This window comes from Nocardia sp. NPDC059154, from assembly GCF_042755705.1.
Classification (GTDB): domain Bacteria; phylum Actinomycetota; class Actinomycetes; order Mycobacteriales; family Mycobacteriaceae; genus Nocardia.
Window position 1 is genome coordinate 1 of sequence record NZ_JBHZCS010000115.1, and the last position, 20,364, is coordinate 20,364.

Below are 20,364 nucleotides of genomic sequence, written 5' to 3' on the forward strand. Positions count from 1 at the left end.
GACCCCATGATCCGGCAGTTCGGCTTCGCTCTGGCGGTCGGCGTCGTCGTGGACGCATTCGTCGTGCGCATGATGCTGGTACCCGCCGTCATGTCGATCTTCGGTGACACCGTGTGGTGGCTGCCCCGCACCCTTGATCGAGTGCTGCCCAACATCGATATCGAAGGTAGAGGACCAACCACTAGATCGGCTGATAGCCTCGCTGCACCACAGGATTTGGCCTCGTCGAAGTTGTAGCGAGGTCGACTGCGACGACGCCGTCCGCGGAGGCACGCAGCAGGCGGCGCCCTCAGGGCGCGGCCTGACGGCGAACCGGGACCTGCAATTACTGCCATCGATCGCGACAATCGGCGCCAGGCGGTCGCGGGGCGCGGTGGTGGTGATCAGGTGTGCCAGCAGACGTCAGTTTTCTCCGATAGCGAGTGGGATGAGTTCGCTGCCAACGCTTTTCGGGGAGCTCGCGGCGGTGACGGCGAGGTAGGTGTGGGCGAGCATGGCCAGGGTGATGTGGCGGTACCAGGCGTCGCAGTGTCGGACCTGGTATTGGTCGAGCCCGACACCACCGCCGCCATCCGGCGCCGGCTTCGCTGAGCGAGGGCAGTGTGGCCAGGACCCGGTCTCGTCGACGCCCACGCCGATGCCCGTGGCGGACAGGCCACCGCAACTCAGAGAAGTCGGAGCAGTCAGGAACTCGTCGACTGATGGTTAGCCCTGTCGCGGTTCTCTTCGTCCCGACTTTGGTCGTCGCGATGCGATTCATCGTCCGCCTGCCGGGCCCGTCCGGGGTGGATGGTGTGCAGCACCACCTGGCCCAGCGCGTGGGTCTTGGCCTGGTACAGGCTCGCGTCGGCGGCGTCGAGCAGCGTTTCGGCGTCGGTAGCCATGGCCGGAGTGACCACTGCCCCGATACTGGCCGACACCGCCAGCCGGTGGCCACCGACCTCGACGGGCTCCGACAGTGCGGACAGCAGCCTCTCCGCGACCGCCGCGACGCGCCGGCCGCCGGCCGGAGGCGGAACCAGCACCACGAACTCGTCACCACCGAGTCGTGCCACCGTGCAACGCTCGTCGCCGACACCGTCCCGGAGCCGGGCCGCAACGGCGACCAGCACCTGATCGCCCACGCCATGGCCGTACCGGTCGTTCACGTACTTGAACCGGTCCAGATCGATGAAGCACAGCCCGGCCTGATCGTCGGGCACCGAGCTGCCGATCATGGCATCGATGCACTCGAGCAGGTGCCGTCGGTTCGACAGCCCGGTCAGCGGATCGTGGCGAGCCTGGCGATGCAGTTCCTCCTGCAGCCCGTGCCGCTCGGTCACGTCCTCACCGACCGCGAGCAGATAGTCCCGGTCGCCCGGAGTCCCCTGGATGTAGGTGACCTTGAACGCGGCCCAGCCCATGCTCCCGTCGGCGCGGATCAATCGGTGCTCCAACTCGAGCGCGCCCCCGCGCGCCGGGACCAGCTTCTCGAAGATCGCCGCGAGGATGTCGTTGCGATCGTCCGGGTGACTGTGGTCGAAGACCGAGATGTCGTGCAGGATCTCCGACGGAATTCCGATCAGGTCGGTGAACGCCTTGTTCGCGACCAGCAGAGTGCCGTCGACCTCGGCGATGGCGGCGGCCACCGAGACGTGTTCGAACATGGTCCGGTAGACATCGGGGCTCAAGGGCTCGCGCGCCGGACCGCCCGAGTCCGGCGCCACGGCGTGCCGGATGTCGAGCGACCGCGCTCGATGTCCCGAGCCCAGCGCCGCCAGCACTGCGGCGAGCCGTTGTCCCGCTTCACTCCCGGCGCCGTGATCCACCACCGTGTACAGCACCCGCGCGGAGATCAGTGGCACATCCGGATCCGTGAGACCGAGATCCGCCAGCGCCGCGCCCACCCGAGCCCCCACCCCCGGTTCGAACTCCTCTGCGGCCACCCTGGTGATCACTTCCTCGGCATACTCTCCCAGCAGCTCTCGGTCGGCCGACCACCCGCGGTCGGTCAACGCCTGCCACCACAGCCCGGCCACCTTCCCGGCATCGTTCATCAGAGCCCTTTGATCGTTTGCCCCGCCTCCGCGCGCACACCATACACACGCCCGTCAGGCGGTAATCCTTCAGCAAATCTACCTGTGCGAACAGATGTACACACGGATCGATCAGCCTCACACGAGGGCCGGCGAATCGGATCGCGCGACACCGATCCGGCAATGAGCACTCTCCAGGATTGATAACGTCATCCTCGCGACGGACCAGATTCATTAGAGGGTCCCGATACCCACTCCGACCAGTAGCACCTCGCTGTATCCGCCTGGCGGCTTCGCGCCACCCAAGGACAGTCGCGGCCGCCGTTTCTCCGCCGCTGCAATGCCGTTGAGGGTCTCTCGCACGCTCGGGTGCAGTCGGGTCTGTTGTGGCGCGGCAGCCCGCGCCTTGTTGAGTGCTGCCAATGCCCGATCCGGTTTGCCCGAGAGCAGCCATGCCCGTGCGTTGTCCTGCCAGTGGTGCCCGGCCCGGTTCAGGGCGCTGTGGCTGGCGGGGATGGACGGCTGTGCGCCTTCGATGGCCGCGCGGTGCGGGTCGCCGGATTCCAGTTCGATCGCGTGGCGGTGGAACTGGACGTTCAGCGGCCCGAACGAGGTCATGTAGAGGTCGGTTTCGCCTGTGCGAGCGGCGAATTCGGAGGCCGCGGTGATGTGTTCCATCGCACCGGAGCAGGACAGTTTACGGGCATCGTTGATCGCTCCGGCCAGGTGCGAGTAACCGGCGATCACCATGCCCGCCTCGGTGCGGGTATTGCATCCCCCGATCGCGCCGCCGATGAGTTCGCCTGCCACCTCGGATTCGCCGTAGTGGGTGAGCACGCGAGCACGTGCGGGATGATCCAAACCACCACGCAGATACCGGGATCGAGCAGTTCTTCCACTCCGATCACAGCGCGGGCGTGCCTGCCGGCATACCCTTCGCGTTTCCCCGAACACCGTCACCGAGCCCGGTCGGGAGGGTCCACTGGTCGGTCGCAACAGTCAACGACCACGGCCGCTTGTCCGACAGGTCTGCGCTCTAAGCCGTGAAATGGGCAGAAAACGTAGGCACCGATTATCTACAGCGCTGCGCCGACATCATCGGACTTCACGAGATCCCCTGAAGGGGGCTTCGGAATAGGCCCACAGTGCGTAATTCCGGCATCTGCGTGAGGCTCTGCCGGAAACGACAGTCGGTACCTACGGCTCGTACTGGAACGTCATCGAGAGGGCCTGGCCCGAACGGCCCCTTACCTCGCCGGCGGCTACCGAGATCGATCAGCTGGTCCGCCACCATCGGTCGAACGCCGTCGTTCGGCGCAATTTCCGGGGCGGACGCGGCGCGGCGACGAACATGATCTCCGCGATCCGTTGCATCTACCGCCACGCCGAAGCGGATCGGATCGGATCCTTCACCCCCACGACAACCCGGCCCTGCAGGTCAAGAAGGCGCGCCGGTTGCCGAGTAACGTGCCGTCACATGAGTGATGACTTGTCGGGTAAGAGCGCGCTGGTCACCGGGGCCAGCCGGGGTATCGGGTTCGCGGTGGCTGCCGAGCTGCTCAGGCGAGGCGCCAATGTGGTGATTTCGGCTCGGAAGCCGGAGCCGCTGGAGGAAGCGGCCGAGCGGCTGCGCGGGCTGGGGCATCCGGGGAAGGTGGTCGCGGTCGCCGGTAATTCGGGCGATGCGGCGGCACGGGCCGAGCAGGTCGCCACCGCGGTGACGCAGTTCGGCTCGCTGGATGTGCTGATCAACAACACCGGGATCAATCCGGTGTACGGGGCGCTGATGGATGCGGATCTGGATGCCGTACGCAAGATCTTCGATGTGAATGTCGTTGCGGCGCTGGGGTATGTGCAGGAGGCGTACCGGGCGTGGATGGGTGAGCACGGGGGCGCGGTGGTGAATGTGGCCAGCGTCGCGGGCCTGCGGTCCACCGGCGTGATCGCCGCGTACGGGGCGTCCAAGGCCGCGCTCATCCGGCTCACCGAGGAGCTGTCGTGGCAGCTGGGTCCGAAGATCCGGGTGAACGCGGTGGCGCCGGGCGTGATCAAGACCAAGTTCGCGGACGCGCTGTACTCGGCCGACGAGGAGGCCGCGGCGGGCATCTATCCGATGAAGCGGCTGGGGTCGCCGGAGGATGTGGCGGCGCTGATCGGATTCCTGGCCTCGAACGAGTCGTCGTGGATCACCGGCACGACCGTGCGGGTGGACGGCGGCCTGCTGGCCACCGGCGGCATCTGACACCGGACGCATCGAAAACTCGCGCCCGGCACCAGTATTGGGTGCCGGGCGCGAGTTGCGCAGTACTCAGCGGAAGGCGAGCGCACCCAGGGTGTCGCTGTGGCGGTACTTCACGTACTTCTCGACCGTCGCCTCGTCGACGGCCGGGGTGGCGGTGCCGACGGTGATGACCAGGAACTTGTCCTGGTTGCCGTCCTTCCATTTGCCGGTTTCGAAGTTCTTGATGTAGCTGCCGTCGGGGAGCACCACGTCCTGGTCGTCGAACTGGCCGTCGGCGCTGGAGGCCTTGCCGGCGTCGGACATGGTGAGTACCAGCTGAGTCAGCATGAGTGCGCCGTTCTCGGATTTCCACGCCATCTCCGAGGCGCGCGTGCACCCGAGGCCGGTCAGCGCGCCCGACTCCTCGATCGGGGCGCAGGAGTCGTAGTCGCGGCCGGACACGTAGGTGGCCTGCAGCGCGACGTCGCCCAGTTTGAAGTTCCAGTCCTTGCCGTATTCGGTGTAGCTGAAGCGGCTGCCGCCGGGCGCGGACTTGGAGGTGGTGGGCGCACTGCGGGTGGTGGCCGGGGCGCTGGTGGCGAACGACGTGGTGGTCGTCGTGGTGGCGTCGGCCTGCGAGGAGTCGTCCTTCTTGGAGACCAGGACGATCGCGCCGACGGCGACGGCGAGCACCACGATCGCGCCCAGCACCACGCCGATGATCAAGCCGGTGTTCGACTTCGGCGGCTGCGGCGGCGGGAAGCCCGGCTGCTGCGGAAAGCCCGGGTTCTGCTGGAACCCCGGCTGCTGCGCGTAACCCGCGTCCTGCGGATACCCCGGCTGCTGCGGATATCCCTGCTGCCCAATCCAATTCGTCTGCGTCGGCTGCCAGCCCGCCGGGTCTGCCTGCTGCTGTCCCGGCCAGCCCGGCTGCGGCGCCTGCTGCTGGCTGCCGGTCTGCTGAGTGGGGTGGTCCCACCACGCCGGATCCGGATCCTGCGGCGGCTGCCCGTGCACGGTGGGGTCGCCGCCGAATCCGGCGGGTGGATACGTCATCTGCTCACCTTTCGCGGCCTGCCCGAGCCCTCCCCGGCCCGGCATCATTCCCGAAGCGTAGGCGGGCGACCCGGCATGATCCAATCACGTGGTGACCGATGATCTCCTCATCTGCGGTGCGGGCCCGGCGGGGCGAGCCCTCGCCCACCGCGCGCTGGCGCACGGACTCTCGGTCACGATCGTCGATCCGCACCCGCGGCGGCGATGGACGGCCACCTATGCGGCCTGGGCGGATGAGCTGCCGCAGTGGGTCGCCCCGGAGGCGATGGGGGCGACGGTCGACCGCCCGATCGTGTGGGCGCAGCACCGCATCGAACTGGATCGCCGCTACGTCGTCTTCGATACAGCGCGCCTACAGGATTCGCTGGACCTCCCGGGGGCGCGGCTCCTGCAGGACAGCGTGACCGACATCGCGCCCGCGGCCCGCCACCGGCACGACGGACTGGATCTGCCGTCGGTGCGGCTCGCGTCGGGTTCGGTGCTGGCGGCCGGACGCGTCATCGACGCGCGCGGGGTGGCCCGCTCCCCCAGGCTGGCCGAGCAGACGGCATTCGGGGTGATCGTGGACCGGGCCCGCCTGCCGGAGCCGGAGACGTATTTCATGGACTGGCGTGCGGACAACGGCGCGGAAACCGATGCGCCCCGGTCGTTTCTGTACGCGGTGCCGTTGGACGATGAGCGGGTCCTGCTGGAGGAGACGTGCCTGGCCGGGCTCCCGGCGCTGGATCAGCGGACGCTGCACGACCGGCTGACGCACCGATTGCGTTCCCGGGGAATCACTCTCACCGGCACCGAACCGGTCGAACGGGTCCGGTTCCCCGTGCACGGCGGTCGGCCGAATGCCTGCGCGTTCGGCGCCGCGGGCGCTTTCACGCATCCGGCGACGGGATACAGCGTCACGACCTCCCTGCGGATGGCCGATGCCGTCGTAGCCGGGGACCCCCTGTGGCCGGGTCGGGCGCGCGTCGTGCACCTGTTGCGCCAGGCCGGATTACGCGCTCTGCTGGCGCTGCCACCCGCCGACCTGCCCCTCTTCTTCGAGGCTTTCTTCGCACTGCCCGTCGAATCCCAGCGCGCCTACCTCTCCGGCCGCGACGACCTCCGCGGCACCGCCGCCGCCATGATGTCGCTGTTCGCGGCGCTCCCCTGGCGAATACAGCGCACACTCGCCATTGCCGTGGCCCGACCGCCCCGCCGCACACCCGACGCCTCCCGAGCCACGCCCTTATCCGCCGAGGGTCCCATGTAGCGCAGTGGGTCGACGGTTATCGGTAGCGCGTTCGGTATTGATCTACCCGAATTCTCCCGAATTGCCAGTCTAAAGCAGTCGCTGATGGTCTGCTGGTGGGGTCGCAATCCCGAATAGGGGAGGTTCCAACGATGTTCGACCTTCCACGATCCAGTCACCGTGTACTGCCGAGGATGACCGTTTCTGATGCGCTCGCCGCGCAGAAAGCGCACGCCGAGTGCCCGATCACTATCTGCCCGATCAAATTGCAGGCCAGGACATTTCTTCTCGGTGAATCGCACCGCAGACCGAATGGGGTGGGACGTGGACGATCAGAGTGACATCGAGATTCGAGCGCTGCAGGATGTGATAGATGCGGTCGAGGATCGGTTGCGGCGTTTCGAGGCGAAGGACGGTGTCGTGCTCGCGGAGCGGTCCGAGGTGTATGCCACCGTCATCTACGCGGTCATCGCCAGTGCACGCGCCTCCGGCCACTACGGCGCGGGAAGCCTGGCACGAGCGCCACTTCTGGACGAGATCCTCATGGGTGCCGAGCCTGAGCCCTGGGAGACAGCGATGTACGCCGTGGTCATCGATCGGGCGTTGACGCAGTGAAGCACGGGAGCCGCCGGCCCCTCATCGGTCAGCGGCTCCCGGGCCGTGAAGCGGGGGTCAGCCCCACTCGCTCGTGGCGATGCCGCGTGCGTCCGACTACCGGCAGCTGCACGGTGAACCGCTCCACCACCCAGCCGGGCGGCAGCGCCGACGCACAGTGCCCCTGCGGTGTCCACGATCCCGGCCGACCCAGCACGACGCTCACTCGATCCAGCTCCAATCACGGTCGGGGTCCTGGTATTCCAGCCCGATCCAGCCGTCGAATCCGGCGGCGTCCAAGGCGGCGAAGAGGGCCTCGAAATCGAGGGTTCCGGTGCCGGGCCGGCTGCGCGCGGGCGCATCCGCGATCTGCACGTGCCCGATCCGAGGCGTGTATTCGGCGATCACGCCGAACAGATCCGCACCCATGCGCGCGAGATGGTAGAGGTCGCAGAGGAACCGGAGATTGGGTTCGCCGACCGCATCGATCACCTGTACGGCGCGCGCCGCCGAGACGATCGGATAGTCCGGCGACTCGATGGAATTCAGTGCCTCGAGCACCACCTGCGCCTCGATGCCCGCGGCGGCGCGCGCGGCCAGTCGCAGGTTCTCCAAAGCCAGCTCGTCCTGCACCGCCGGGTCCACACCGGGAATCCGGTTCCCGTACAGGGCATTCAACGACCGGCAGCCGAGCCGCTCGGCGATCCCCACGGTGATGTCGATATTGTCCCGGAATTCGGCCTCCCGCCCGGGCACGGACACCAGTCCCCGCCCGGCGGGCACCAGGTCGATGAAGTTCAACCCGACCAGCTGCACTCCGGCGTCGGACACCGCGGAGACGAATGCGTCGACCTCCTTGTCCCCGGGCGCCGGGTTCTCGCCGAAGGGCCACCAGAACTCGACCGCGTCGAACCCGGCCGCCTTCGCCGCCGCCGGACGCTCCAGCAACGGCAGGTCGGTGAACAGGATCGAGCAGTGCACGTCGAACTTCCGCAGCGCACCGTCGGCGGTGTACTTCACCGGGTCGTTTCCTCCCTGTAGGTGTGCCAGCTACCGAAATCGGTGATGTCGATGAGCTGCGGGTAGGAAATGATCGGGCGGCGCAACAGCATGGACAGCACCGAGCGGTTGTCGTCCAACACAATCACACCCAGTTCCAGCTCCGGCGGTTCGGCCGGGAGCAGGCGGGTGCGCAGCACCTGCATCGGCACCTCGAACAGCTCGCCCGCGATGGGCGCGCCGCCGTAGGCCACCGGATGCAGGCCGGGGAAGCGGTCGCCGACCGAATAGAACCGGTAGTGCGGCGCGGTCCTGACCTCCCCGGCGCAGGGCGCGCCCTCGAGCAGGTGGTTCAGGGGTCCGCCGCGCATGGCACCCCCGTTCAGGAAGATCAAAGGCATTGCCGTGGTTCCCTTTTCGGTCGACAGCGGATTCAGGCGGTGAGCCGGAGGGCGTCCGGCGAGTCCGGGACGGTCACCTCCGGCACCGCGATCGCATCGCGATGGATCGGCCCGCCGTAGGTGCCCAGAGGCATTCCGGTGCCCCCACGGCGGACCGCCACGATCTCGGCGGCGATGGAGACGGCTGTCTCCTCCGGAGTCCGCCCGCCGAGATCGAGTCCGATGGGCGACTTCAGCCGCGCCAGTTCGGCATTCGTCATCCCGACCGCACGAAGCCGCTGGAGACGGTCCTCGTGCGTCCGCCGGGATCCCATCGCACCCACGAACGCCACCGGCAGGCGAAGCGCCACCTCCAGTAGCGGCACATCGAATTTGGCGTCGTGAGTGAGCACACACAGCACGGTCCGGGCATCCACCTGGGTCCGCGCCAAATACTTGTTCGGCCATTCCACGACCACCTCGTCCGCGTCGGGGAAGCGGGCGCGGGTGGCGAAGACCTCCCGCGCGTCGCAGACGGTGACGTGATACCCGAGGAACTTGCCGATTCTGGCGACCGCGGCCGCGAAGTCGATCGCCCCGAAGACGATCATCCGCGGCGGCGGCACATGGGATTCCACGAACACCGTGACTTCGGCGGCAGCGGGCTGCCCATCGGACTGAGCACCGCACCCGATGGTGCGCACCGCGGTCGTGCCGGCGTCGAGCATGGCCTGGGCTTCGGCCACCACCCGTTCGTCGAATTCGGCTCCGGAGGTCCACCAGGTGCCCAGCGCCATCACGGCGCCGCTGTCGAGGTCGCGGACCATGGCCACGGCCTCCCCCTCAGCTCGCAGGACCTTCTCCACCGCATCGCGATTGGACTCGGTCACCGACTGGACGAACACCTGAATCGTTCCGCCACAGGTCAATCCGACCGCGAAGGCGTCGGTATCGCTGTAGCCGAAGGTCTCCCGGAGCGGTTCTCCCGTTTGCAGCGACTCGCGGCACAACTCGTAGACCGCACCCTCGACACAGCCGCCGGAAATGCTCCCGATGACGGTGCCGTCGGCATCCACGGCCAGGGCCGCGCCGATCGGACGGGGCGCGGAGCCGCCGATCCCGATGATGGAGGCCACGGCGTAATCCTTGCCCGCCGCATGCCATTCCAAGAGTTGTGCCGCGATGTCGCGCATGACTAGCCTCCCAGGGCCAATTCGATGCCGTTGATACCGAAGTAGGCGACGAAGACGACGCTCACCACGGCCACCAGCCAATGGATTTCGCGGTACTTACCGCGAGCGAGCTTGATCACCGTGTAGGCGATCAGGCCCGCACCGACACCGTTCGTGATCGAGTAGGTGAACGGCATGAGCACGATCGTGATGAAGGCCGGCACGGCGACCTCGAGATCGTTCCAGTCGATCTTGCGGGCCTGCGTCATCATGAGCGCGCCGACCAGCACCAGGGCGGGAGCGGCGGCCTGAATCGGCACCACCGCCGCGATCGGGGTGAAGAAGATGGCGGCACAGAACAATCCGCCGGAGATGACGCTGGCCAGACCGGTACGGGCGCCCTCACCGACACCCGTCGCGGACTCGACGTACACCGTGGATCCCGCGCCGCCGGACAGGCCGCCGACGATCTGGGCGACACCGTCGGTGGTGAGGATCTTGCCCATGCCGGGCACCTGACCCTTCTCGTCCACCAGGCCCGCCTCGTCACAGACGCCGAAAACCGTTCCCATGGCGTCGAAGAAGCCGGTCAGCACCAGGGTGAACAGCACCACCGTGGCGGTCACCGCACCCGCGGTGGCGAAGCCGCCGAACAGGTCGATGTGGCCGATCAGACCGAAATCCGGGGAAGCGAACAGCGATTTCGGCTTCTCGGGGACGACGGTGCCCCACGCCTTGGGGTCGATCGTCGCCATGGCGTTGACGATGATCGCCAGCACGGTCGAGATGGCGATGCTGATCAGGATCGCGCCCGGCACCTTGCGGATGAACAGGGCGAGCATCAGCAACAGGCCGACCGCGAAGATCACCGTGGGCCAACCGGCCAGATGCCCTTCGACACCCAGTGTTACCGGTGGCCCGCCGGGCGCACCGTGTCCCACCACACCGGAGGAGACCAGGCCGATCATGGCGATGAACATGCCGATGCCGACGCCGATGGCGTTCTTCATGGCCAGCGGAATGGCATTGATGATCATCGTCCGCAGGCCGGTCGCGGCCAGGATGACGATGACGATGCCCATCAGCACCACCAGGCCCATGGCCTGCGGCCAGGTCATATGGGGTGCGGCCTGATAGGCGACGACGGGGACCAGACCGAGGCCGGCGGCCAATGCGAGGGGCACATTGCCGACCACGCCCATGAGGACGGTGGTCAGGCCGGCGGAGAAGGCGGTCGTGGTGGTCAGCTGAGCGATACTGAGCTTGTCCCCGTGCGCGTCGGTGACGCCGCCGAGAATTAGCGGAACCAGCAATATGACATACGCCATAGCGACGAATGTGGTGGTGCCGCCACGGATTTCACGCGATATGGTGGTCTTGCGCTCCGATAGCCTGAAGAACTTTTCGAGCGCAGAACCCCGCGTTTCCGGGGTGGTGATCGGTGACTGAGTCTGGGTCATGGCTGCCCTCCTATGGGCGTAGCCGACCAGCGGCCCGGGGTGCTGGGGTATCCCGGGCCGCGGATTCGGTGATGCTTGTTGTGGGGTCCCTATCGCGCTCCACATTTCGAGAAGCGCGATCTGCCCCTGTTAGTCAACTGTTCCGGATGATGTCTTCCGGACGCACGGGCACGCGGTTGATGTTTCCGGTGCCGCCCCGCTTGCGGCAGGCATCGCGAATCGCTGCGGCGATCGCAGGCGTGGAGGAGAGAGTGGGCGGTTCACCCGCGCCGCGCAGGCCGTAGGGGGCGTGCGGGTCCGGGTTCTCCAGGATCTCCAGCTTCTGCGGGGGTGTATCGAGAATGGTGGGAATCAGATAGTCCGTGAAGGACGGGTTCCGCACCTTGCCGTTGGTGACCTGAATTTCCTCCATAACCGCCAGACCCAGGCCCTGAATGGAGCCGCCGTGGATCTGGCCTTCCAGCGAAAGCCGGTTCATGATCTTGCCGACGTCCTGAACGGCGTCCAGGGCAACGACTTTGACCAATCCGAGTTCGGTGTCGACATCCACCACGGCCCGGTGCACGCAGACCGCGAGCTGGGTGTGGCTGGAGCCCTGACCGGTCACCTTATCCATACCGGTGGTCGGCTGGTGGTGGTATTCACGGGTCAGATCGATGACGTCGTCGCCGAGCACATCCTCGATGGTCGCGACCACTTCACCGTTGTTCTTGACGACCTTCCCGCCCTCGAGCCGCATGAAGCCGTGCACGTCGAACTTCTTGCGCGCCAGCACGAACAGCTCGTCGGCCACCGCGCGGCAGGCGGTCATCACCGCGCCGCCGGTCATGTACGACTGACGCGACGCGGACGAGGAACCCGAGCTGCCGACATTGTTGTCCGAGGGGTGGCTGACCACCCGCTCGATGGCGAGCTCGGTGCGCGCGATCTGCGCCTCGAGGGTGATCAGACCCTGGCCGACCTCCGCGCCGGCGGTGTGCACCAGCGCGACCGGCTCGCCGCCGATCACTTCCAGGCGCACCCGGGCGGTCGAGTAGTCGTCGAAACCCTCGGAGAAGCAGATGTTCTTGATGCCGACGCCGTAGCCGACGCCGCGGTACACGCCCTCGCCATGGGTGGTCTGCGACGCCCCGCCGGGCAGGTTGCGGATGTCCGAGGTGTCCACGGACTCCGGCAGTTCCATGTCGCGCAGGCTGTCGAGCATCTCCTTCAGCGGGGTCGGCGCGTGCACGACCTGGCCGGTGGCGAGCGTGGAGCCCTGGGAGACGGCATTGACCTGACGGACCGTGACCGGATCCATGTCGAGGGCCTCGGCGAGCTTGTCCATCATGGACTCGTGGGCGAAACACGCCTGCACGACACCGAATCCGCGCATGGCGCCACAGACCGGGTTGTTGGTGTAGACACCGTAGGCGTCGATCTCCAGGTGCGGGACCTCGTAGGGGCCCAGCGCCAGCGAGGCGGCATTGCCGATCACGTTCTGGGTGGCCGAGGTGTACGCGCCGCCGTCGAGAACGATGAGAACCTTGGCGTAGGTGATCTTTCCGGTCGCGGTGGCGCCGAATTCGTAGCGCATCTTCGCCGGGTGGCGATGCACGTGCCCGAAGAACGACTCCTCGCGGTTGTACATCATCTTGATCGGCTTGCCGGTGCGCATGGCCAGCATGCCGGCGTGGATCTGCATGGACAGGTCCTCGCGGCCGCCGAACGCGCCGCCGACGCCGGACATGGTCATGCGGATCTGGTCCTCGTCCAGACCCAGGCACGGGCCGATCTGGGTGAGGTCCCAGTGCAGCCACTGCGTCGCGACATAGAAGTCGAGCGAACCGTCCTCGTTCGGGATGACCATGCCGGACTCCGGGCCCAGGAAGGCCTGGTCCTGCATGCCGACCTCGAACTCCTCGGAGACCACGACGGTGGCCAGGGCCTTGCCGATCTCGATGTCGCCGGAGCGCACCGGCTGGTAGCGCGCGATGCCGCCGCGCGACTGCACGGCCAGCCCGACCGGGTCCTCGACCACGGCCATCGGGTCCGTGATCGGTTCCAGCACTTCGTATTCCACCTCGATGGCGGCGACGGCGCGCCGGGCGATCTCGGGGTGGTCGGCGGCGACCAGGGCGATGGCCTCGCCGTGGTGGCGCACCTCGTCGAAGGCCAGCACCGGCTGGTCCCAGGTGTGGTCGAGGCCGTAGACCTTGCGGCCCGGCACATCATCGTGGGTGAGCACGGCGTGCACGCCGGTCATGGCGAGGGCCTTGCTGGTGTCGACGCTGACGAGTTTGGCGCGGGCGTGCGGGCTGCGCAGGGTCGCGCCCCACAGCATGCCGTCCATCCACAGGTCGGAGGAGTAGGCGAATTCGCCCTTCACCTTGAGGGTGCCGTCCGGGCGGAGCGGGCTCTCGCCGATCCCGCCCTTGCCCGGGACCGCCACATCCGTGGGGAACCGAGTGGTTCGTGTGATGGTCATCGGTTCTCCTGCTTCATGATTCGCTGCCGTGCGGCGACGCCGGCCTGGCCGACGGCGTCGTGCGGCATGGTCTTGAGCTCGTCGTTCTCGACGACGGTGTTGCCGCCCACGAGCAGGCGCGCCAGCGGCGGCTGCGGGCCGAACACCAGCGAGCACACCGGGTCCTCGATGGCGGCACGGAAGCCGTCCACCTTCCAGACCGCGATATCGGCGAGCTTGCCGACCTCGAGCGAACCGATCTCGTTCTGGCGGCCCAGGTTCCGGGCGCCGCCCAGGGTGCCGACCTCGAGGGCCTGCCGCGCGGTCATGGCGCGGGGGCCGTGCACGGCGCGCTGGAACAGCATGGCCTGCCGCATCTCCCCGGCCATGGAGGTGAGCTCGGAGGAGGCCGCGCCGTCCACGCCGAGACCGACGGGCGCACCGGCCGCGAGCAGGTCCATCACTCGCGCGATACCCGCGCCCAGCCGGGCATTGGAGGTCGGGCAGTGCGCGGAACCGGTACCGGTCTTGGCGAACGCCGCGATGTCCTTGTCGTGCAGGTGCACCGCGTGGGCGAACCACACGTCGTCGCCGAGCCAGCCCAGCTTCTCCATGTATTCGACCGGGGTGCAACCCATCTGCTCGATGCAGTGCTCTTCCTCGTCGAGGGTCTCGGCGAGGTGGGTGTGCAGGCGCACGCCGTGCCGGCGGGCCAGCGCGGCCGAATCGACCATCAGGCCCTCGGACACCGAGAACGGCGAGCAGGGGGCGACGGCCACGCGCAGCATGGAGTCGAAGGACGGGTCGTGGTACGTGCGGATGATCTCCTCGGTGTTGAGGAGGATCTCTTCGCGGTTCTCGACCACCTCGTCCGGCGGCAGGCCACCGTGCGACTGACCGCGGTCCATGGACCCACGGCACGGGTGGAAGCGGATGCCCAGCTCGCGGGCGGCGCGCACCTCGGCCTCGAACAGATCGCCACGGCCCTTCGGGAACACGTAGTGGTGATCGGTCGAGGTGGTGGTGCCGGTCAGCGCGAGCCAGCCCAGACCGGCCGACGCCGCGCCGTAGACGATCTCGGCGTCCATGGTGGCCCACAGGCGGTACAGACCGGTCAGCCACTCGAACAGGGTGGCGTCCTGGAACAGGCCCTGGGTGGCCCACTGGTAGAGGTGGTGGTGGGTATTCACCAGGCCCGGGGTCACCAGGCAGCCGGTGCCGGAGAGGCGTTCAGCACCCACCACCATCGGCGCAGGTCCTGCACCGAGAGCTTCGATCCGGCCGTCGTCACCGGCGATCAGATAGCCGTTCGGAATTTCCGCACCGACAACCGGTGCGATGTAGGCGTTTTCGATGACCAGCTTGCGCCCACCCGTCGCCCCACCGCCGCCCCTGGTGGAATCGCTTCGCGATGCAGTACTCATTTGGCAGCCTTCCGCTCGGCCGCCAGTCGAACGGCATCCAGAATCTTCTCGTAACCCGTACAGCGGCACAGGTTTCCAGCGAGCGCCTCACGGATCTCGACGTCGGACGGGTTCGGCACCCGATCGATCAGGTCGTGCGCCTGCACGATCAGACCCGGTGTGCAGAAACCACACTGGACCGCGCCGGCCTCCACGAAGGCCTGCTGCATGGGGTCCAGCTTGTCGCCGTCGGCCAGGCCCTCGACGGTGCGGACCGAGCGGCCCTCCACCTGACCGGCGGCCACCAGGCACGAGCAGACCGGGGTGCCGTCCAGATAGACGGTGCAGGAACCACATTCGCCCTGCTCGCAGGCGTTCTTGGAGCCGGGGAGGCCGGCCCGCTCACGCAGCAGGTACAGCAGGCTCTCGCCTTCCCAGACGTCGTCGGCGGTTTCCTGGGATCCGTTGACGGTGAAGTTGATACGCATCAGGCCGCCCTCCTCTCCGCGGTGTAGTCGTTCCACGCCCAGCCGAGGGTCCGGCGGGCCATCACCGACAGCGCGTGCCGGCGGTAGTCGGCGGTGCCGCGCACATCGTCGATGGGCTTGGCCGCGGCGCCGACCAGACGGCCGAATTCGCGGGCCAGCTCGTCGTTCAGCGCACCGGCGTTGTCCCAGTCCAGGTTGGCGGCCAGGAAGTCCTGCGCCTCCACCGGACGGATCGGGGTCGGACCGGCCGAGCCGATGCCCGCGCCGACCGTCCGCGAATCCGCGTGCAGCGCAACGGAGAACGAGCACACCGCGATCACCATGGCGTTGCGGGTGCCGACCTTCGAGAAGTACTGCGGCCCGCTGGCGGGCTTCAGCCACACGGCGCGAATCAGCTCATCCGGCTCGAGCGCGTTCTTCTTGACCCAGACGTAGAAGTCGTCGATGTCGATCATGCGGGTGCCGCGGGCGGCCGACTCGACCTCGACCACGGCATTGCCGGCCAGCAGGGCCGGGTGGGCGTCACCGGCGGGCGAGGCGCCGCCCAGATTGCCGCCGACGGTGCCGCGATTGCGGATCTGCGGAGAACCCACAGTGCGCGACGCCTGGGCCAGACCGGGCAGGCGGTCCTGATACCGGTTGATGATCTTCACGAACGGGACGCCGGAGCCCAGCCGGATCCGGCCGTCCTCCTGCTCGTCGACGGTGAAGACCTCACGGCACGGGTTCAGGTCCAGAATGGCGGCCGGACGGTGCCGGTCGAAGTTCAGCTCGACCATCACGTCGGTGCCGCCCTGAATCGGAACCGCCTCGGGGCGTTCCGCTTTCAGCTGGAGCGCTTCGGCCCAGCTTCCCGGTTGTAGGAAATCCATTGCAATCCTCTAGATATCGGTTCGACGCAGGTACGACAGCACTCAGCTGCCCCGGTACGTAGAGAAGGAGTAGGGGCTCAACAGCAGGGGTACGTGGTAGCGCTCATCCGGATCGGTGACCAGGAAATCGATGGTCACCGTGGGATAGAACGGGCTGACACCGGAGGTGTCGAAGATCAGGCGGTGCGCACCGGCGCTCGGGGCGGGCAGATCCGCGACCCGGCCGTCGTCATCGGTGTGGCGCTCGGCGAGGATCTCCCCCGCCGCGCTCTCCAGCCGCACCGCCATGCCCGCGGCCGGGCGTCCGGTCGCGGCATTGAGCACGTGGGTGGACAGACTCACTTGTCCTCCAGGAGTTTCCGGATCCGCAGGCCGGTGATGTCGGCGAGCTCGCGGCGGACCGTCAGCTGCTCGTCGGCGACAGAGTTGCCGAGACGGCGCTGGAGCTCCGCGAGCATCTCGGTGGCGCTGCGCCCGGCGGCCCGGATCAGGAAGACGTGGCCGAAGTGTTCCTCGTAGGTCACGTTCCAGGAGGCCAGGTCGGCCTTGACCTGATCGTCGCCGTCGGCGGCTCCGGACTGTTCGTCGGCCGACCACTTCGCCTCACGCTCGGACTGGTGGGCGGCGGCCGTGCGCTCCCCGATCCGGGGGTGCGCCGACAGCGCCTCCTCGACATCGGTCCAACTCAGCTCGGTGACCCCGGTCACCGCCGCGGCGATCAGACTCGACTCGTCCGCGTACGGCCTGTTCGCCACCATCTTGCGTGCCCAGTTCCGCGACGCATTGCAGGTCAGCAGGTGCGTTTCGGCCTCTTCCAGGGGCAGCGAACCGAGCCATTCCAGGCGACTCGACATCCGACCTCCATCCGTCATTGGCGTGTGTCAACCACTTAACCCGGCGGGTGGTCATGCCCGAAAGGACGAGACCTCCGAACCTGTGGCCTGCTTCACAGGGGCGCGTTCGTAGTTACATCCAAGTTCGGTAACCGGGCCGTCACCGACTGTTAGCCTCGGGCATCATGCGGTTACGTTCCCTGCTCACCATGCACGATCTGGGCTTGCGGCTCGTCACCGGAGAGGACGAGCTGGACCGCTTCGTACGCTGGGTGGTAACCACCGACATGCTCGATCCTGGTCGATACCTCTCCGGCGGCGAATTCGTCCTGACCGGGCTGCAATGGCGGCATTCTCCCGAGGACAGCGAGACCTTCGTGAGCGCGCTCGCCCGCGCCCGGGTGGCCGCGCTCGCCGCGGGTGACGCGCTGTACGGCGGAGCGCCCGACGATCTCGTCGCGGCTTGTAAGAAACACCGAATCCCGCTGTTCCGGGTCGAGGAGCAGATCGCCTTCGCCACCGTCACCGAGCAGATCAACCGGAAACTGTCGTCCGGACGGGCCGCCGACCTGAGCGCGATCCTGGACCGGCACCGGCAACTGGTGTCCGGCGGCGGGCTGGATTCGGTGCTCGACCTGGTGCATCGCACGCTGGGCACGCGCTGCTGGGTGGTGTCGGCGCTCGGCCGCGTGGTGGCCGGGCCGACCCGGGACCTGCCCGAACAGGTGCGGTCGGCGTTTCTGGGCGCGCGGCGGCTGCCGCATGTGCTTTCCCACAATCAGGTGCGGTACTCGCTGTTCGCGGTGGACGCCGACGGAACCTCACGCATCGCGGACTGGTTCCTCGTGTTCGAGAGCGACTACAAGGATTGGCCCGAGGAACGGCGGGCCCTCATCGGGGAACTGGCCGCGGTGGTGTCCCTCGAACGAGCCCGGCAGGACGATCGGCACAGTGCCGAGGGGCGGCTGGCCCAGGAACTGATCGAGCTGATCATGTCCGACGCCAAATCCGCCGACATCATCTCCCGGCTGGAGTTGACCGGGCTGGGACTGTCCGACCGGTACCTCGCGGTCGCCGCGACCGCGGACTCCGGGGCCGTACGGCCCGGTGAGTTGCGCGCCGTGCTGCGCGAAATCCTTTACGGCCGAAGCCCTGCCGTCGGTGTGGTCGACGGCGAGGTCATCCTGCTGGTCGCCCTCGGTGACGACAAGGCCCTCGACGATCGCATCCACCGGGCCATCGAAGCCCTCGAACCCGGGCTGCAACTGAGCCGGCTCTCGGTCGGCATCAGCGGCGCGGTCGACGGCGAGGGGCTGCGCGGCGCGGTCGAGGAGGCCCGCTATGCCAGGCGCATGGCCGCCGAACGGCAGCAGCCCACCAGCGTGGTCCGCCACGACGAACTCGCCACCCACATGCTGCTGCTGGCCAGCGTCCCCGACGAGGTCCGGCGCATGTTCCGGGTGCGGCTGCTGGATCCGCTGCGGGTCTACGACCAGGACAATCGCGCCGATCTGGTGCACACCCTCGAGACCTTCCTGGAGGTGTCGGGCTCCTGGACCAAGTGCGCGGATCTGCTGCACCTGCACGTGAATACGCTGCGCTACCGCATTCAGCGCATCGAGGAACTCACCAACCGCGACCTGTCCCGGCTCGAGGACCGCGTCGACTTCTTCCTCGCCCTCGCCCTGCGGTGACCGCATGCCCGGATCGACGGGCGCGATCGCCAATCACTGTGCCGGACACCCTAATCGACACACCAGCTCGGCTGGGTACATCTCGGCCGGAGATAGGTGCGGGCAGCAGCGCGTCGAGTATGCGCGGCGGCCACTCATCGAACCAGTCGACCGGGCTCGATCAGCCGCGGTGGCAGAGCGCCGTGCGGCAGGGCCGGGCCGAGGGCGACGAGGCTGCCCGGTGTGCGGCCCCGGCCCCAACCGAGTTGCTCACGGTAGCGACCGATGTGGGATTCGGGGATCGCGCTGCGGTCCGCGAGCGGCGCTGCCTCGGGTGAGACGTAGAGGGCGTCGGCTGGGCAGTACGCCTCGCACATGAAGCAGGTCTGGCAGTCGGATTGCCGTGCGATGAGCGGTATTCCGCTGTCGGTGCGGTCGAAGACATCGGTCGGGCAGACGTCGACGCACTTGTCGCAGGCGATGCAGTCGTCGGCGCGCACCAGTTCGATCACGACGCCACCGCCGAGGTGAGACCGGTGGCCGCGGCGGTCGAGGTCCATACCCGGTCCAGGCCGCCGGACAGGATGTGGTGGTGCTGCGCCGGATCCAGGTCCGGGTGGTCGGCACGCTTGCTCATACCGCGAGTTTCCTTGCGCACCAGCGTGGATCGGTACATCAGCCGGCCGACCGCGGTGATGGCGGCGGCCTGCCGGGCCCGGATCCGCTCGGCACCGGTTCCGCCGCCGAGCCCGCGCGCGGCCCGCTCCCAGAGCTCGTCCAGTGCGGCCAGGGCGGGGCGGATGCGGTCACCGTGACGCAGATAGTTCTTCTCGAACGGGATGAGTTCGCGCTGCGCGGCCGACACGACCTCGTCGGCGGACACCGATTCCGTTGTCTCCGGCCGCAATCCGACCCGCCCCGCTCCGTGGACAGCGGAGGGATCGACGCGCCCCGATCGCCGGGCGAAGGCCGCCGCGCCCCGGCCCGCCCAGCTTCCGGAGGACATGGCCCAGGCCGAGTTGTGGCTGCCGCCGCCGGTGAATCCACCGCAGATTCGTTCCCGGGTCGCGGCGTCACCCGCCGCGTAGAGACCGGGAACCGTTGTCGCGCAGTCATCGTCGACGATATCGATGCCCCCGGTTCCGCGCACCGTGCCCTCGGCGAGCAGATCCACCTCGAAGCGGTCGGTGAACGGGTCGATCCCGCGCCGGTCGAACTGGAGGAAGAAGTTGGGCTGGCCCAGCCGCATCCGCGCCTGCACCTCGGCGTCGGCGCGGTCCAGCTGCGCGAACACGGGCTCCGACAACAGGGTTCGCGCGATGACCGACCGGCCCTTGGCGGAGCCCGCGCCCTCCAGCACCCGGCCGTCGGCGTGGAAGAAGGTGGCGTAGCCGTAGTAGGCGGTCTTGGTGATGGTCGAGCCCTTGGGCACGATGGCATAGGCGTTGGAGAACTCCATGCCCGAGAAGCGCGCGCCGGCCTCGGCCGCCATGAGCGCGCCGTCACCGGTGTCGACATTGGTGC

General features: G+C 68.0%; 19 protein-coding genes and 1 pseudogene. 5 read left to right on the forward strand and 15 right to left on the reverse strand.

The genetic code is table 11. From position 1 onward, the window contains the following. Positions 1-237, forward strand: a 237-nt coding sequence (locus ACFXN1_RS48530) for an MMPL family transporter (protein WP_379442925.1), incomplete at its 5' end; no start/stop codon positions are given. 446 nt (positions 238-683) lie between these two features. On the opposite strand, the gene ACFXN1_RS48535 is transcribed toward ACFXN1_RS48530, so the two are convergent. Further along, positions 684-2,036 (reverse strand): diguanylate cyclase domain-containing protein, encoded by a 1,353-nt coding sequence (locus ACFXN1_RS48535; protein ID WP_379442924.1) that lies wholly within the window; start codon positions 2,034-2,036, stop codon positions 684-686. Between the two features lie 213 nt (positions 2,037-2,249). Continuing rightward, on the reverse strand, positions 2,250-2,852 hold the full coding sequence (locus ACFXN1_RS48540) for a hypothetical protein (RefSeq protein ID WP_379442922.1): 603 nt from the start codon (positions 2,850-2,852) through the stop codon (positions 2,250-2,252). 640 nt (positions 2,853-3,492) lie between these two features. Here ACFXN1_RS48540 and ACFXN1_RS48545 point away from each other — a divergent pair. Beyond that, positions 3,493-4,257, forward strand: coding sequence for an SDR family oxidoreductase (locus ACFXN1_RS48545; RefSeq protein ID WP_379442920.1), 765 nt, complete (start codon positions 3,493-3,495; stop codon positions 4,255-4,257). Between the two features lie 66 nt (positions 4,258-4,323). Here ACFXN1_RS48545 and ACFXN1_RS48550 read toward each other — a convergent pair whose 3' ends face one another. Then, positions 4,324-5,292, reverse strand: coding sequence for a hypothetical protein (locus ACFXN1_RS48550; RefSeq protein WP_379401950.1), 969 nt, complete (start codon positions 5,290-5,292; stop codon positions 4,324-4,326). An 88-nt stretch (positions 5,293-5,380) separates the two neighbouring features. On the opposite strand from ACFXN1_RS48550, the gene ACFXN1_RS48555 reads away from it, so the two are divergent. Both ACFXN1_RS48555 and ACFXN1_RS48560 read left to right on the forward strand, forming a co-directional pair. After that, entirely contained in the window at positions 5,381-6,541 is a 1,161-nt protein-coding gene (locus ACFXN1_RS48555; protein WP_379442918.1) for a lycopene cyclase family protein, read from the forward strand. A gap of 270 nt (positions 6,542-6,811) precedes the next feature. Further along, complete coding sequence (locus ACFXN1_RS48560) at positions 6,812-7,135, forward strand: hypothetical protein (RefSeq protein ID WP_379464039.1); 324 nt, start codon at positions 6,812-6,814, stop codon at positions 7,133-7,135. 201 nt (positions 7,136-7,336) lie between these two features. Here the strand turns inward: ACFXN1_RS48560 and ACFXN1_RS48565 are convergent, their stop codons facing one another. The 10 genes from ACFXN1_RS48565 to uraD form a co-directional block, all read right to left on the reverse strand. Continuing rightward, positions 7,337-8,134 carry a hydroxypyruvate isomerase family protein gene (locus ACFXN1_RS48565; RefSeq protein WP_379442916.1) on the reverse strand — a complete coding sequence of 266 codons (798 nt, stop codon included), beginning with the start codon at positions 8,132-8,134 and terminating at the stop codon, positions 7,337-7,339. After that, a complete protein-coding gene (locus tag ACFXN1_RS48570) occupies positions 8,131-8,514 on the reverse strand; it encodes a gamma-glutamylcyclotransferase (RefSeq protein WP_379442915.1) in 384 nt (127 codons plus the stop codon). The genes ACFXN1_RS48565 and ACFXN1_RS48570 overlap by 4 nt, the downstream gene beginning before the upstream one ends. Positions 8,515-8,546: 32 nt before the next feature. Next, the gene (locus ACFXN1_RS48575; RefSeq protein WP_379442913.1) at positions 8,547-9,686 is read right to left on the reverse strand and encodes an XdhC family protein; all 1,140 of its coding nucleotides are present in this window, start codon (positions 9,684-9,686) and stop codon (positions 8,547-8,549) included. A 2-nt stretch (positions 9,687-9,688) separates the two neighbouring features. Beyond that, positions 9,689-11,125 carry an NCS2 family permease gene (locus ACFXN1_RS48580; RefSeq protein WP_379442912.1) on the reverse strand — a complete coding sequence of 479 codons (1,437 nt, stop codon included), beginning with the start codon at positions 11,123-11,125 and terminating at the stop codon, positions 9,689-9,691. 133 nt (positions 11,126-11,258) lie between these two features. Further along, on the reverse strand, positions 11,259-13,592 hold the full coding sequence (locus ACFXN1_RS48585; protein WP_379442910.1) for a xanthine dehydrogenase family protein molybdopterin-binding subunit: 2,334 nt from the start codon (positions 13,590-13,592) through the stop codon (positions 11,259-11,261). After that, positions 13,589-14,995 (reverse strand): 8-oxoguanine deaminase, encoded by a 1,407-nt coding sequence (locus ACFXN1_RS48590; protein ID WP_379442909.1) that lies wholly within the window; start codon positions 14,993-14,995, stop codon positions 13,589-13,591. The genes ACFXN1_RS48585 and ACFXN1_RS48590 overlap by 4 nt, the downstream gene beginning before the upstream one ends. After that, the gene (locus ACFXN1_RS48595) at positions 14,992-15,462 is read right to left on the reverse strand and encodes a (2Fe-2S)-binding protein (RefSeq protein ID WP_379442908.1); all 471 of its coding nucleotides are present in this window, start codon (positions 15,460-15,462) and stop codon (positions 14,992-14,994) included. The genes ACFXN1_RS48590 and ACFXN1_RS48595 overlap by 4 nt, the downstream gene beginning before the upstream one ends. Next, positions 15,462-16,334, reverse strand: a complete 873-nt coding sequence (locus ACFXN1_RS48600) for an FAD binding domain-containing protein (protein WP_379442906.1) — start codon at positions 16,332-16,334, stop codon at positions 15,462-15,464. Before ACFXN1_RS48600 ends, ACFXN1_RS48595 begins: the two co-directional genes overlap by 1 nt. Positions 16,335-16,376: 42 nt before the next feature. Next, positions 16,377-16,676, reverse strand: coding sequence for a hydroxyisourate hydrolase (gene uraH / locus ACFXN1_RS48605; RefSeq protein ID WP_379442905.1), 300 nt, complete (start codon positions 16,674-16,676; stop codon positions 16,377-16,379). Then, complete coding sequence (uraD, locus tag ACFXN1_RS48610) at positions 16,673-17,188, reverse strand: 2-oxo-4-hydroxy-4-carboxy-5-ureidoimidazoline decarboxylase (RefSeq protein ID WP_379442903.1); 516 nt, start codon at positions 17,186-17,188, stop codon at positions 16,673-16,675. The genes uraH and uraD overlap by 4 nt, the downstream gene beginning before the upstream one ends. A 164-nt stretch (positions 17,189-17,352) precedes the next feature. On the opposite strand from uraD, the gene ACFXN1_RS48615 reads away from it, so the two are divergent. Beyond that, complete coding sequence (locus ACFXN1_RS48615) at positions 17,353-18,861, forward strand: PucR family transcriptional regulator (protein WP_379401939.1); 1,509 nt, start codon at positions 17,353-17,355, stop codon at positions 18,859-18,861. A 134-nt stretch (positions 18,862-18,995) separates the two neighbouring features. Here ACFXN1_RS48615 and ACFXN1_RS48620 read toward each other — a convergent pair whose 3' ends face one another. Both ACFXN1_RS48620 and ACFXN1_RS48625 read right to left on the reverse strand, forming a co-directional pair. Continuing rightward, a complete protein-coding gene (locus ACFXN1_RS48620; RefSeq protein ID WP_379390511.1) occupies positions 18,996-19,352 on the reverse strand; it encodes a 4Fe-4S dicluster domain-containing protein in 357 nt (118 codons plus the stop codon). Continuing rightward, positions 19,349-20,364: pseudogene (locus ACFXN1_RS48625) on the reverse strand (pyridine nucleotide-disulfide oxidoreductase); the annotation flags it as partial. The gene ACFXN1_RS48620 and the pseudogene ACFXN1_RS48625, both read right to left, overlap by 4 nt.

Bases quoted from the DNA above. Each gene is read 5' to 3' on its own strand.
- ACFXN1_RS48535 (WP_379442924.1), bottom strand. From the start codon at position 2,036: ATGAACGATGCCGGGAAGGTGGCCGGGCTGTGGTGGCAGGCGTTGACC.
- ACFXN1_RS48545 (WP_379442920.1), top strand. From the start codon at position 3,493: ATGAGTGATGACTTGTCGGGTAAGAGCGCGCTGGTCACCGGGGCCAGC.
- ACFXN1_RS48550 (WP_379401950.1), bottom strand. From the start codon at position 5,292: ATGACGTATCCACCCGCCGGATTCGGCGGCGACCCCACCGTGCACGGG.
- ACFXN1_RS48570 (WP_379442915.1), bottom strand. From the start codon at position 8,514: ATGCCTTTGATCTTCCTGAACGGGGGTGCCATGCGCGGCGGACCCCTG.
- ACFXN1_RS48575 (WP_379442913.1), bottom strand. From the start codon at position 9,686: ATGCGCGACATCGCGGCACAACTCTTGGAATGGCATGCGGCGGGCAAG.
- ACFXN1_RS48580 (WP_379442912.1), bottom strand. From the start codon at position 11,125: ATGACCCAGACTCAGTCACCGATCACCACCCCGGAAACGCGGGGTTCT.
- ACFXN1_RS48585 (WP_379442910.1), bottom strand. From the start codon at position 13,592: ATGACCATCACACGAACCACTCGGTTCCCCACGGATGTGGCGGTCCCG.
- ACFXN1_RS48590 (WP_379442909.1), bottom strand. From the start codon at position 14,995: ATGAGTACTGCATCGCGAAGCGATTCCACCAGGGGCGGCGGTGGGGCG.
- ACFXN1_RS48595 (WP_379442908.1), bottom strand. From the start codon at position 15,462: ATGCGTATCAACTTCACCGTCAACGGATCCCAGGAAACCGCCGACGAC.
- ACFXN1_RS48600 (WP_379442906.1), bottom strand. From the start codon at position 16,334: ATGGATTTCCTACAACCGGGAAGCTGGGCCGAAGCGCTCCAGCTGAAA.
- uraD (WP_379442903.1), bottom strand. From the start codon at position 17,188: ATGTCGAGTCGCCTGGAATGGCTCGGTTCGCTGCCCCTGGAAGAGGCC.
- ACFXN1_RS48615 (WP_379401939.1), top strand. From the start codon at position 17,353: ATGCGGTTACGTTCCCTGCTCACCATGCACGATCTGGGCTTGCGGCTC.